Below are 12663 nucleotides of genomic sequence, written 5' to 3' on the forward strand. Positions count from 1 at the left end.
GCGCTACCCGTGCGCCTGGAGGTCGGGCTTCCTGCGCAGGACCTTCTTGGCCGCACGCCGGGCCGTGGCGTGCGAGACGGAGGCCGCCAGCAGCGGCGCGGTGAGCGGACCGGCCATCAGGAGACGTTCGTTGTGGACCGTCTCGGGACACCAGCGGTACTTGTACGGCTCGTCACCGCGCAGCATGCTCAGCACCCGGCCCTCGCCGCCGGAGGCGAGTTCGCTGGACGCGCGCAGCAGCATCGTCGCCACGTCCAGCTTGCTGTCCCGCAGCCGCGGATGGAAGCCGTACAGATACTCGCCGGTCAACCCCCCTGACAGCAGATGGAGGTTGACCGCGACCACCGTGCCCTCCAGCAGGAACTCGGTCACCGCGGCCTGCCCGGAGCGGGCCATCGGGACCACCGAGCGGGTCAGATGCTCCACGAACCGTGGCCGGGTGTGCTCCGGTGTGACCTTCTTGCCCTCCCACTGGAGCCGGTGCAGCTCGATCAGGCGCCGTACCGCGTCCTCCGTCTCGTCGTGGCCCACCACGCGCCATTCGACACCGAGCCGGCCGATCCGGTTCACCTTGTTGCGGATGCGCTGGGCGCGCGTCGTCGGCAGCCGCTTGATCAGGTCGCTCATGGGCAGGGCGGGCAGCTCCAGGCACGTCGAGTCGCGCAGACGGCAGCGCGGACCGCGCCAGTGCCGGTAGATCTGCTCCACCGCGCTGCCCGGCCGGACGTCGCGGAAGTCGACCAGCGCGGTGCGGGCCGCGCGGGCCAGGGCGTCCGCCAGTGCCTGGCCGCCCTCCTCGGCGGCCGCCTCGTCGAGCAGCACGTCGCGGAAGTCGGAGATGGCGCCGCCGATCGGCACCAGCCGGGGCACCGGTCGCCGCACGCTCATCAGCGGTGCGGCGCCCACGAGTTGGCGATCCCGCCGGACCAGGAAGAGCCGCAGCCCGCCGGGTGTGCCGTACGACAGCCACCAGGAGTGCAGCCAGGCGTGGGTCTGGAACGGCGTCGCCGACGGGCAGGACGCGTGCAGCCGTCCCCACTCCTCCGCCAGCGCGGTGAACGCCGCCTCGTCCGTGCACAGTTCGACCGACAGGGCGCGGCCGGCCGCGCTCACCCGAGCTTCCCGTGGGCGTCCACGGCGTGGGTCGGGGCGGGCACCGTCGCCTGCTCCCGGACGGCCTCCGCGGACCGCCGCGGCCGCGCCAGCAGCGCGAGGCCGCCGAGCAGACCTCCGGCGCTCGCGCCCACCAGCCCGGTCAGCTTCCAGGACGGCGACGACGGCTCGGTGGGCCGCAGGGCGGGGGAGAGCCGCTCGAGGCGGATGCCGGTGGCCTTCTTGGTGCGGTCCGCCTGCGTGACGAGCGCGCCGGACACCGCGTTGGCGATGCCGGCGGCCCGGGCGGGGCTCGAACCGGTCGCCGAGACCGAGACCATCGGCGCGTCCGGCGAGGAGGCGACCTGCACGCTGTCGCGCAGCGCCGCCGCCGGTACGCCCGCCGTCCGCTGCGCGTCCCCGAGCACCGCGAGCTGCGGCGCCACCCGGCCGTACGCCTGCGCGAAGCCGAGCGCGTCGGCGCAGTCGACGTCCGAGCGGCCGGCCGCCACCGCGACGACGGAACTCGTCGCCGTGTACTGCGGCGGCTTCGCCAGCCCGTACGCGCCACCGGCCACGGCGCCGAGCAGCGCGCCGGCCGGCAGCAGCCACCACGTGGGCAGCCGCCTCGCGCGGGCGCGCGCACGGCGCGACAGCCGGGCGGGTCGAACGGGGTTGTCGGTCATGAGGAACTCACTTCCAGGGTCGAGCCGGACAGAGCGGCCGTGTACACATCCATCAACTGCCGGGCGCTGTTCGCGATGTCGTAGCGGCGCACGGCGTCCGGCGCGGTGCGCCCGCCGGGGCCCGCCGCACGCAGCCGCAGCAGTTCCCGCGCGTACGCGCCGGAGCCGCCGGTGATCCGCCGGGCGCCGGGCGCCGCGTCCGGCGGCAGGTCCTGCACGGCGGGGCAGCTCGCGTACAGCACGGGCAGCCCGGCCGCCATCGCCTCCACCACGGCCAGCCCGAAGGCCTCCTCGGCCGACGGCGAGGCGAGCACGTCCATCGCGGACAGCAAGGCGCCGACACCGGGCGCGTCGTCGCCGGGGCCCGGCAGATACGGCCGTTCGCCGGCCAGCACCAGCCGGTCCGCGACCCCGAGCCCCCGGGCGAGGCGCCGCAGCGCCTCCACCTCGGGACCGCCGCCGACCAGCAGCAGCCGTACGTCACCGGGCAGCCGGGCCAGCGCGTGCACGAGCAGGTCGAAGCGTTTGCCGGGGGCGAGGCGCCCCACCCCGCCGATCACGTACGCGTCCGCGGGCAGCCCGTGGAACGCCCGCGCCTCCTTGCGCCGCACCTCGTCGAAGGCGAACCGGGAGGCGTCGATGCCGTTCGGGACGACGTAGATGCGCGACGCCGGCACGCCCCACTGCCGCAACCGCTCGGCCACCGCCGGGGAGACGGCGACCGTGGCACGGCCCAGCCGCTCACCGGCCAGGTACAGCGCCCGTACGCCCGCGGTCAGCGGCCGGCCCTCCAGCCGGGTGTCGCCGATCGAGTGCTCGGTGGCGACGACGGCCCGAACTCCCGCCAGCCGCGCGGCGATCCGGCCGTAGAGGCAGGCCCGGTACAGGTGGGTGTGGACGACGTCGTAACGGCCGGCGCGGATCAGCCGGGTGAGGCGGGGCAGCGCGGCGAGGTCGCGGTTGCCGCCCATCCCGAGGTGGGTGACGCGGACACCGTCGGCCGCCAGGCCCGCGGCGACCGGGCCGGGGTTGGTCAGGCCCACCACGTCGCACTGCGCGGGAAGGTGCCGCAGCAGCAGCCGCAGTTGCTGTTCCGCACCCCCCACACCGAGACCGGTGATGACGTGCAGCGCCCTCACGCGGCCACCACGGCGCGGCCGAAGCGCCGGGCCAGGCGCCGCTTCAGCTCCAGCCGGGGCGCGGTGTCGGCCCGGCCGAGGTGGATGCGGGGCAGCGCGAAGTCGCCGCAGCCCTCGGGACCGGGGGAGATCGCGCAGGCGTAGCGGTAACCGGCCCGGCGCACCGCGGTGGCGACGCGCTCGTCCAGGTAGCCGTACGGGTAGCAGAAGCCCTCGACGTCGCGGCCGGTGATGTCGGCGAGCAGCCGTCGGCTGTCGCCGACCTCGCTGTGCAGCACCTCGTCCGTGGTCCTGGTCAGGTCGAGGTGGGTCAGGCCGTGCGAGGCGACCTCCATCCCCGCCGCCGCGACCCGGCGGATGCCGTCCGTGTCGAGCAGCGGCTTGCGCGGCCCGTGGGGCTCCCAGCCGTTCTCGCCGCCGAGCCGCCCGGGCAGCACGAACACGGTCGCCGTGCACCCCCAGCGGTGCAGCACGGGCAGCGCGGTACTCGCGAAGTCGGCGAACCCGTCGTCGAAGGTGAGCCCGACCAGGCCGCGCTCCGCGCCGCGGGCGCGTGCCGCGAGCAGTTCCCGCATGCTCACGCCGCGCAGACCGCGGCCGGTCATCCAGGCGAGCTGGCGGCCGAGGCGTTCGGGGGTGACGGTGACGTTGTACGGGTCGTCCGGGCAGTCCGAGACGGAGTGATACATGGCCACCCAGGCGGCCGGCCCCCGCCGGGCGAGGGTGCGCCCGGGCGGTCGTGGGTTGGGCCCGGCCGTGGGCGATGCGGTGGAAACGTCAGTGACCATGGCCCACCTTTCGTGTGACGGAGTTACGGATGTACTGCGCGACAGGAAGCAGGAGGGACCGGGCGCCGGCGGCGTCGAGAAGCCAGGCCAGCGCCAGGAAGACGGTGGTCACGCAGGTGCAGCAGGCGGCGACGGCGGCCGCGGGGGAGGCGAACAGCCCGGAGCAGAACAGGCCCGCCCCGGTGGCGCACACCGCCGCGAACAGCGGCCGGGCCAGCTCGGCGAGGAGGCGGCGCACGCGCACGGGCACGCTGCCCGGGCCCAGGCCGTGCAGCAGGAGCAGCGCGGTGCCGGTGATGCCGGCCGCGTTGGCCGCGGCGATGCCGCACGCGCCCCAGGGCCCGACGGCCCAGGTGCCGACGGCGACGGTGGTCAGCGCGCCCACGCCCATCGCGCCCAGCGGGAACCAGGTGGTACGGCCGGCCGCGAAGTACGACCGCACGAGCGCCCCCACCAGCGTCTGCCCGAGCAGCCCGGTCGCGTACACCCGCATCACGGAGGCGGTGGCGGCGGTGTCCCGCGCGGTGAACGCGCCCCGCTGGAAGAGGAGCTGGACGATCTGCGGGGCGCAGGCCAGCACCACCGCGGCGCCGAGCAGGACCAGAGAGCCCATCAGCACCAGATCCCGCTCGACGCGGTCCCGGGCCCGCCTGGTGTCGCCCTCGGCGATCGCCTGCGCCACCACCGGGAAGGTGACGACGCACACCATGCTCGACAACGACATCGGCAACTGGGCCACCTTCTGCGCGTAGTTGAGGTGCGAGATGGCGCCCGCGGGCAGCCCGGAGGCGAGGTAGCGCTCGATCAGCACCTGCGACTGCCGGCACAGGGCGAACAGCAGCACCGCGCAGACGAGGCCGGGCGCGAGCGGCCGGCCGCCGTCCCCGTCGTAGGCGAGGGCCCGGCGTCCGGGCCGGCGGGCCAGCCGCCGAGCAAGGGCCGGCGCCTGTACGGCGACCATGAGGCACCCGCCGAGGGCGACGCCGAGCGCGGCGGCCCGCACGCCCCAGTGCGCGCCGAGGACGAACATCGCGGTGATGATCGCGACGTTGTAGGCGATGTAGATCGCGCCGGGCGCGAGATACGAACGGTGGGCGCGCAGCGCCGCGCTGCAGTACCCGGCGAGACCGAAGCTCAGCACACAGGTCGCGGTCAGCCGCGTGCAGGCGACGGCGAGCGACACGTCGCGCAGACCGGGCGCGAGGACGGACACCACCAGCGGTGCCCCGGCCACGAGCGCGGCGGACGTGGCGGCGAAGGCCAGGCACAGCCGGGGCAGCGAGGAGGCGACCAGGGCGCGCACGGGGTCGGGCCTGCCCCTCCCGCGGGCCCGCAGCGCCAGCGCCGCGCTGAACGCCGGCACCAGCACGAACGACAGGCCGTCCTCGATCAGCAGGGTCGCCGCCAGTTCGGGCACCGTCCAGGCCACCAGGAACGCGTCGGTCTCCGCGCCGGCGCCGAAGAGATGCGCGAGCGCCTGGTCCCGGCCGAGCCCGAGGACCGCCCCGGCGATGGAGAGCGCCGCGCTGAGCAGGGTCGCCCGGGCGAGGAAGCGGCGCGAGGGCGCGCCGCCGACCGGACGGGCGGCAGCCGGGCCGGAGCTGCCGCCCGCCGGGAGCGGGCCGCCCGTACCGGTGATCCGGTCCGGCGCACCCGCCGTCCTGGCGGGTCCGGGCCTCACAGGGCGCCCGATTCCGCGCCCGGTTCCGTGGCCGGATCCGTCGCCGACGAGCCCGCCAGCGCCCACCAGGCGACGAAGCCGAAGCAGACGGCCGTCATCGTGGTGGAGGGTCCGCCGATGTCGGCGTAGAGGAAGTTGACGAGCTGCCACAGCAGCAGGCCCGTGGCCGCGAGGGCGCAGTCCCGGGCGCGTCCCGCGCGCCGCAGCCGGCGCAGCGAGCAGACCAGGAGGGCCGGCCAGCTGCCGGCCACGGTGAGCAGGCCCAGCAGGCCCTGCTCGCTCAGCAGCAGCATGTACATGTTGTGCGGGGAGAGCAGGGGCTGGCGCTTGTAGGCCTGGCCGGCGCCCCCGGTGTCGCTGCCCGACGACAGCGCGAGCGAGGCGTGGGCGTCCCGGTAGGCGGGGAAGGCCTTCAGGCCCACGCCGGTCACCGGGTGCTCGCGCCACATGTCGGTGGCCGCCGCCCACATGGTGTACCGGTCGACGACCGACTGGTCCGGCGCGTCGGTGACCTGGGTGATGCTGGTCAGCCGCTCCTGGAGCGCCGCGGCGCCCACGCCGAACCCGCCCACGAGCACCACCGCGGCCGCGCCCGCCGCCGCGAGCACCGCCAGCGCCCGCCGCACACCGGCCAGCAGCAGCTGCGTACCGCAGGCCACGGCCGTGGCGATCCAGGCGCCCCGGCTGAAGGACAGCGCGAGCGGCACGAGCAGCGCCAGCGCGCATCCCGCGGCCACGATCCGCTGCCGCCGCGCGGGCGTCCCGAGCGCGAGAGCGGTCAGGGCCACCACTCCGCAGGCGACGACGCTCGCCATCCCCATCACGTCGGACGGCCCGAAGGTGCCCACCGCCCGGATGTCGGCGCCCTGGTACGAGGCGCCGGTCCCGGTGAGGTACTGGTGCACCCCGACCGCGCCCTGCCACAGCGCGAGCCCGGCCAGCGACCACAGCACCAGCCGCGCGTCGCGCCGGCCGCGCACCAGCAGCACGACGGCGAGCGGAACGAGCACGAACACCTGGAGATAGCGGGCCAGTCCGGTGATCCCGTCACCGGGCGTCATCGCCCCGGTCGCGGCGACCGCGATGCCCACCACGGGCAGCCCGAGCACCACCGCGGCGGTCCGGGTCAGCGGACGCCGCGCCTCCCGTACGGTGCGCACGGCGGCCCAGAGCACGGCCAGTCCGCAGGCCGCGTCGGCGGGCGAGGCACCGCTGTCCGACGCGGACGGCAGCCCCATCAGGGCGATCACCGCCACGACGGGCAGCACGGGGGCGACCCGGCCGAGCACCGCCGGCGACGGCACGAACGGTACGGAGGCCGCCGAGGGAGAGCTCACCCGCACTCAGCTCCCCGTCGGCCGCACGAACAGCACCGCCGTGCGCACGAGGATGCAGATGTCCTGCCACAGCGACCAGTTGTCGATGTAGGCGTTGTCGAAGCGGCACCGGTCCTCGATGGAGGTGTCGCCACGCAGCCCGTGGACCTGGGCGAGCCCGGTGATCCCGGTCCGCATCCGGTGCCGCTCCCGGTAACCCGGATGGGTCTGGCTGAACACGGCGACGAAGTAAGGCCGTTCGGGCCGCGGCCCGACCAGGCTCATGTCGCCGCGGCACACGTTCCACAGCTGCGGCAGCTCGTCCAGCGAGGTGCGGCGCAGGAACTGGCAGAAACGGCTCATCTCCTGCTCGTTCGCCACGCTCCAGCGGGTCGCCGCCTCGTGCGCGCTGGCGGGCCGGTGGGTGCGGAACTTCAGCAGCGTGAACGGCCGCCCGTCCTTGCCGATCCGTTCCTGCCGGAACACGACGCCGGGCCCGTCCATGACCCGCAGCACGACCGCGCACACCAGCAGCACCGGGCAGACGAGCAGCAGCAGCGAGCCCGACAGCACCAGGTCCAGCACCCGCTTGCCCAGACCGCCGCGCCTGTGCCCGCCCGCCGGCCACAGCAGCCGGCGCGAGAAGCCCGCCAGCTGCCCGGCACTTTCCCGCCGCCCGCCGAAGCCGTACGACGGCGAACCGGCGTCCAGCTCCCACAGCACGCAGCCGTACGCGGCCAGGTCACGCAGCAGGGCGGTGCGTTCCACCCGGGTGGCGGGCCCCACGACCAGCACGGTCTCCACGCCGTTCTGGATGACCGCCCGGTGCGTCTCCTGGTCCGTGGTGAGCACCGGCAGCTTGGGGCCCTCGCCCGAGCCGGTGAGGAGGTCCAGGGAGTCGGTGACCAGGCCCACCGGCCGTACGCCGCAGCCCGGTTGGCGCAGCAGCGCCGCCGCGACCGGCCGGGCCGCCGCGACCGGTCCGACGATCAGGGCGGGCTCGGGCCGGCGCCGGGCGGCCCGGCGTCCGTGCGCCGCCCGGCCCGCACAGGCCGCCGCGCAGTGCACGCCGAACGCACCGGCCAGCACGGTCAGCGGCACCGGCCGCAGCGGGGAGAACGCCGCCACCGCCGTCCAGCCGACGCCGATCCGCCCGCAGACGGCGGGCAGTTCGTCGAGCACACCGCGCACGAGGGCGGTGTCGTACAGACGGGCGTGCCGGTTCAGCGCCATCACGCCGAGCGCCAGCAGGGCGATGACCAGGGGATACGCGAGGGCTCCGGGCACGACGAGCGCCCCCAGCAGTGCGGCGGCGGAGTCGGCGAGGGGCAAGAACACCCGGGAGGCCCGCCGCGGACGGCGGCGGCTGCGTCCGGCGGGCAGTCGGCGTCCGGCCACGGGGCCGCGCGGCGGGAGGACGGAGACAGCGCGCTCTGCCGCCCGCGGCTGCTGCCCCGCAGGAGGGGGAACGGTACTTTCCGCAGTCATCAGGTGATGCACTTCCTGCTCTAGTTGGATACGACGGCAGGCGTGACGACGATGCCGGGCAAGGCGCGGTACACGTCGATCACTGCGTCCGTCGCGTGTCGTAGATCGTGGGCGGCGAGCACGTGCCGCCGGCCCTGTGCGCCCAGCGCCGCGCGCAGCGGCTCGTCCCGCAGCAGCGCCGTCGTCGCCCGCGCCAGCGCGCCGGGGTCCTCCGGCGGCACCAGGCAGTGCGGCACCAGCTCCGGCGGCAGGCTCTCGCGCGCTCCGTCGACGTCCGTGACGACGACCGGCCGGGCGCAGGCCATGGCCTCCAGCGGGGCGAGGGCCATGCCCTCCCAGCGGGACGGCAGCACCACGACGTCGGCGGCGCGGTACCAGGGGGCGGCGTCGGCCGCGGTACCGGCGAAGGTCACCGAACCGGGCGCCGCGGCGCGCAGCCGGTCCGCGTCGGGACCGTCGCCGACCAGCACCAGGCGCGCACGGGGCAGCCGCCGCACCACCTCGGGCCAGGCCCGAAGCAGTACGTCCTGCCCCTTCTGACGGCACAGCCGGCCCACGCACACCACGAGCGGCCCGGTCCCGGACCCGGCGCGGTCACCCTCCGGAAAGAACCTGAGGGTGTCGACCCCGTTGGGGATCACCTCCCAGGCCGCGCCGATTCCGACCCGCTCCCCGGTGCGCCGCTCCGCCTCGCTCACGCACAGCACACGCGTCGCCCACCGCGCCCCCCACCGCTCCCAGCCCAGCGCCATACTCGCGACGACACCGTGCGCGGCCTCGAACGACCAGGCGTGCGGCTGGAAGACGGTGGGGATACGGCCGCGTACGGCGAGCCGGGCCGCGAGGCCCGCCTTGGCGCTGTGCGCGTGCACCAGATGCGGGCGTACCGCGCGCAGGATCCCCGTCAACTGCCGTACCTCACCGGGCAACCGGTGCCCCGGCGAGCGGGTCGCGTCCCAGCGCAGCACCGTGCAGCCCTGCGCGCGCAGCGTGTCCGACAGCGTGCCGCCCGCCGGACAGGCGACGGTCACCCGCAGCCCCGCGGCGAGCTGAGCGGCCGCCAGGTCCGTCACGACCCGCGCGACTCCGCCCTCGACGGGCTGGGCGACATGCAGGACGTGAGGGACGCGTGGGGAATTACTCATGAGCGACGCTGCCCTTCCGAACAAAAGAGTCCGAGCCGGGGGCCAAGACGTGCGGCTCGTGTTCTTGATATAAAATCCCGCACCCGTTCGAGAGCGTGCGTTCCGTTGTTCAACCGGCATCGCTGAAATCACGAGGTGAGCCACTCTAGCCGCTCATCCGTATTTAGCCGCGAACCCGCCAACTGTGTCGGAATGGTGGCGTTTCCATGGGCTATTTGTCATCTTCGGCCACCCATATGGAGCAGCGACCCTTGCAGGTCCGTTCGTATGAGTTCCTCGAACTGCAGGCGACAGGGTTTCCAGGACGTCCGACCCTCGTTAGGCGGGGGGAAGTGAGGCTTACAAAAGAAAGGCACACGATGAAGACTCTGAAGGCTGCCGCCGTCGTCGCAGGCTCCCTGGCCGTGGCCGGCGTCGCCGTGCCGGCTGTCGCGCTGGACATGCCGGCGCAGGGCCTGGTGGACAGCGGAAAGACCGTCGCGAGCGGCGTCCCCACGGCAGCCAAGGTGTCGACGAACTACGTGGGCAAGGACGTCGAGCAGGTGGCGCAGAACGTGAAGGACGGCGTGAAGACCAGCGTGAAGGGCGCCGGAGTGAAGACCCCCGTCGTCGGCGGCGCCCTGCCGCAGCCCGCTCTGCCGGGTTCCGTCGACGGGCAGCTGCTCGGCGGTCTTCCGCTCGGCAAGTAGCCGACAGGGGCGGTACTGCGCGCCCTCGGGTTCGACGATCAGGGCCGGCTCCATTCCGGGAGCCGGCCCTTCGGTATTTCCCGGGGGAGCGCAATCCCTGTGCGCTGGGCCAAACGAAGGACAGGCAGTGACCGTTACCGGCGCGGTGCCGTTGATCCCATTGGAACAGCCCGGCGTGGACCGCATTGCGGAGCGCCGGCAGGAATGTCGTGGCGGACGGGCGCCTTTCCTCCTTGTTGGCCGCCCCTTCGAGCGACGAACCTGCCGGACTTCGCCGGCCGCCTCCTGACCGCGGGGCCTGTCGGCGTCATTTGCAGCAGACGCTGACAGGCCCCGCGGCCTTTTTCTGTCCGTGCCACTCGGGTTCTGTTCGCGACCCGGGCACGGAAAAGCCGATGGCGGCCCACCGGAGAGTTCCGGCGGGCCGCCATCGGGCGAAAAGGCAGATCAGAGGAGCAGGCCACCCGCGTACCCGGAGTTCTGCGACTGGTCGACCTTGGCGGTGTTGCACGCGGCGTAGTGCGAGTTCGGGGCCAGGATGACACCGAGAACGGCACCGTTGGACCACGGAGCGATGCAACGACCGTCGACAACCGTGCCGTTGACGACGGCAACGCCCTGCTGCGGGGCGTTCACGACGACCGGCGACGACGAGAAGCCGTTGCCACCGGTGACGTCGGTGTTGTTGTCGCTGGCCGCGGCAGCCCCACCGGTCGCGAGGACGATGCCGGCGGCGATGGCGGAAATGGCCGTAACCTTGTTACGCATAAGATGCGCCTTTCGGTGGGCAGTTGGGGATTTCCGTGTTCCGAATGACTCGGAACAGGTCAGAGGAGCAGACCGCCCTTGTAGGCGGAGTTCTGCGACTGGTCGATGTCCGCCGTGTTGCAGGCGGCGTAGTGCGAGTTCGTGGCGAGGACGCCGCCGAGGACGGCGCCGTTGGACCACGGAGCGATGCAACGACCGTCGACAACCGTGCCGTTGACGACGGCGACACCCTGCTGGGGGGCGTTCACGACGACCGGGGAGGACGAGAAGCCGCCACCACCCTTGACGGTGGTGCAGTTGTCGGCCGCGGCGGTGCCTGCCGTGGCGAGGACGACGCCGGCGGCGAGGGCGGAAATGGCCGTAACCTTGTTACGCATGAGTTGCGCCTTTCAGAGCTGAATGTGGGTGTTGCACCTGATCCGACTTGCTCGGGCAGGGGTCAGAGGAGCAGGCCACCCACGTGGGGGGCGTTCTGCGACTGGTCGATGTCCGCCGTGTTGCAGGCGGCGTAGTGCGAGTTCGGGGCGAGAACGCCCGCGAGAACCGCTCCGTTCGACCATGGCGCGATGCAACGGCCGTCGACGACCGTGCCGTTGACGATGAGAACACCCTGCTGCGGGGCGTTCACGACCACCGGGGACGACGAGAAACCGCCACCACCCTTGATTTCGGTGTTGTTGTCGTGAGCCGAAGCAACTCCGACGCTGCTGACCACAGCGCCGAGGGTGAGGGCAGTGATGACCGCGAACTTCCTGGGCAACTCAGTTCCTTCCTCAATTCACGGTTGCGCACGCTTGCATACCAGGAAACCTTGATATGCGCGTATAAGTCACGGGAAGAGCGGCTAAACAGGGCTGATTCCATCGGATGGCGCAATGTCTGGTGCCCCGGCAGTGTCAACGGGGAATGGAGAGGGAATCCTTGCGGCCCAAATGAACGACAATCCGAAAGGCCGGGACGGGGGCCGGGCGGGGAAAGCCGGGCGCACTCCGGTCCAGGACGGGCCGTGCGGGGGCCGTAGGGACTGGGGGCCGACGCGTTTCCGGCCCACCGGAAGGGAGAGGGCCGGTGGGCCGGAGAGATGCTGCGTGGGTCCCGGCGGGTTCGCTCCGCCGAGTCCCGGGCGCGGTGTCGGTCTTGGGTCACGGCCGCGAAAGCGTCGTGAAGCCGTGAGGGCTTTCGCCGGTGCTGCCGACTCCTACTGTCTGCCTGGTGTCACTTGCCGAGCAGGCTGCCGAGGCCGGCGGACGTCGGTGCCTGCAGCGGGTGGACCTGGACGGAACCCCGGCCGGCCGGGTTGTGCACCGGGATGGTGGGCTGCTTGCCGGCGTTCGGGTCCATGCCGTCCAGGTAGACGCCGGAGGCGCCGCCCGAAGGCTTCTCGTCGAACGCGCTGCCGTTGGTGATCTTGCCGTCCCGGGCGATGCGCGTGACGACGTCGGCGGCCGGTACGACCGCCGGAGTGACCTTGGTCGGCGACATGACGCCGAGCAGGCCGGCCGAGGGGGCGGGCGCGACGGCGGCCGACGCCGCGGCTGCGGCACCGCCCACGAGCCCCGCGCCGATGGCCAATGCAGCAGTGGTGAAAACTGCCTTCTTCATGATTCACCTCGGTTGAAAGTTACCTCTGATCCGACGGCTGGAGAACATAGCAGTCGATGCACTGTGCAAATCGACGCGTTACTCCATACGCATGAAATTCGGAGGAGTGAAGAATGCTTTCCCAAGACGTCTTGCCGAGGGATTCACATCGTCGGTGAATCGATTGATCGTATGGTGCGCCGGGTGTCGGCCACACGGGTAGTCCGGGGGAGGAATTCCAGTGGGGTGCCCGGTGCTTCGGCGGGGCCGGCCGCCGAACGGCCCTACCC

The 12663-nt window shown here is 73.2% G+C and carries 13 protein-coding genes; 1 reads left to right on the top strand and 12 read right to left on the bottom strand.

Annotated elements, in window-relative coordinates:
- Nucleotides 1–3: 3 nt before the first annotated feature.
- Genes ACGFYN_RS05960 through ACGFYN_RS05995 form a run of 8 tightly spaced genes read right to left on the bottom strand, consistent with a single transcriptional unit; the run spans nt 4 to nt 9335 of the window.
- A complete protein-coding gene (locus ACGFYN_RS05960; RefSeq protein ID WP_393864521.1) occupies nt 4–1113 on the bottom strand; it encodes a GNAT family N-acetyltransferase in 1110 nt (369 codons plus the stop codon).
- Entirely contained in the window at nt 1110–1778 is a 669-nt protein-coding gene (locus ACGFYN_RS05965; RefSeq protein WP_393864522.1) for a lipopolysaccharide biosynthesis protein, read from the bottom strand. The genes ACGFYN_RS05960 and ACGFYN_RS05965 overlap by 4 nt, the downstream gene beginning before the upstream one ends.
- Nucleotides 1775–2917: a glycosyltransferase gene (locus ACGFYN_RS05970; protein ID WP_393864523.1), complete on the bottom strand. Its 1143-nt coding sequence runs from the start codon at nt 2915–2917 to the stop codon at nt 1775–1777. The genes ACGFYN_RS05965 and ACGFYN_RS05970 overlap by 4 nt, the downstream gene beginning before the upstream one ends.
- Nucleotides 2914–3705, bottom strand: a complete 792-nt coding sequence (locus ACGFYN_RS05975) for a polysaccharide deacetylase family protein (RefSeq protein WP_393864524.1) — start codon at nt 3703–3705, stop codon at nt 2914–2916. The genes ACGFYN_RS05970 and ACGFYN_RS05975 overlap by 4 nt, the downstream gene beginning before the upstream one ends.
- Nucleotides 3695–5386 carry a lipid II flippase MurJ gene (locus tag ACGFYN_RS05980; protein ID WP_393864525.1) on the bottom strand — a complete coding sequence of 564 codons (1692 nt, stop codon included), beginning with the start codon at nt 5384–5386 and terminating at the stop codon, nt 3695–3697. The genes ACGFYN_RS05975 and ACGFYN_RS05980 overlap by 11 nt, the downstream gene beginning before the upstream one ends.
- Nucleotides 5383–6723: an O-antigen ligase family protein gene (locus ACGFYN_RS05985; RefSeq protein ID WP_393864526.1), complete on the bottom strand. Its 1341-nt coding sequence runs from the start codon at nt 6721–6723 to the stop codon at nt 5383–5385. Before ACGFYN_RS05985 ends, ACGFYN_RS05980 begins: the two co-directional genes overlap by 4 nt.
- A gap of 6 nt (nt 6724–6729) precedes the next feature.
- Complete coding sequence (locus tag ACGFYN_RS05990; protein WP_393864527.1) at nt 6730–8190, bottom strand: exopolysaccharide biosynthesis polyprenyl glycosylphosphotransferase; 1461 nt, start codon at nt 8188–8190, stop codon at nt 6730–6732.
- A gap of 20 nt (nt 8191–8210) precedes the next feature.
- The gene (locus ACGFYN_RS05995; RefSeq protein WP_393864528.1) at nt 8211–9335 is read right to left on the bottom strand and encodes a glycosyltransferase; all 1125 of its coding nucleotides are present in this window, start codon (nt 9333–9335) and stop codon (nt 8211–8213) included.
- Nucleotides 9336–9694: 359 nt separating this feature from the next.
- Between ACGFYN_RS05995 and ACGFYN_RS06000 the strand changes: the two genes are divergently transcribed.
- The gene (locus ACGFYN_RS06000) at nt 9695–10024 is read left to right on the top strand and encodes a hypothetical protein (protein WP_393864529.1); all 330 of its coding nucleotides are present in this window, start codon (nt 9695–9697) and stop codon (nt 10022–10024) included.
- Nucleotides 10025–10471: 447 nt separating this feature from the next.
- On the opposite strand, the gene ACGFYN_RS06005 is transcribed toward ACGFYN_RS06000, so the two are convergent.
- From ACGFYN_RS06005 to ACGFYN_RS06020, 4 genes are all read right to left on the bottom strand, one after another.
- Complete coding sequence (locus tag ACGFYN_RS06005; protein WP_393864530.1) at nt 10472–10792, bottom strand: hypothetical protein; 321 nt, start codon at nt 10790–10792, stop codon at nt 10472–10474.
- Between the two features lie 59 nt (nt 10793–10851).
- Complete coding sequence (locus ACGFYN_RS06010; protein WP_393864531.1) at nt 10852–11169, bottom strand: hypothetical protein; 318 nt, start codon at nt 11167–11169, stop codon at nt 10852–10854.
- Between the two features lie 62 nt (nt 11170–11231).
- On the bottom strand, nt 11232–11552 hold the full coding sequence (locus tag ACGFYN_RS06015; RefSeq protein ID WP_393864532.1) for a hypothetical protein: 321 nt from the start codon (nt 11550–11552) through the stop codon (nt 11232–11234).
- A 455-nt stretch (nt 11553–12007) separates the two neighbouring features.
- Nucleotides 12008–12394, bottom strand: coding sequence for a hypothetical protein (locus ACGFYN_RS06020; protein WP_393864533.1), 387 nt, complete (start codon nt 12392–12394; stop codon nt 12008–12010).
- Between the last annotated feature and the right edge of the window lie 269 nt (nt 12395–12663).

Origin of the sequence: Streptomyces sp. NPDC048419 (genome assembly GCF_043200415.1) — a bacterium.
Classification (GTDB): Bacteria; Actinomycetota; Actinomycetes; order Streptomycetales; family Streptomycetaceae; genus Streptomyces.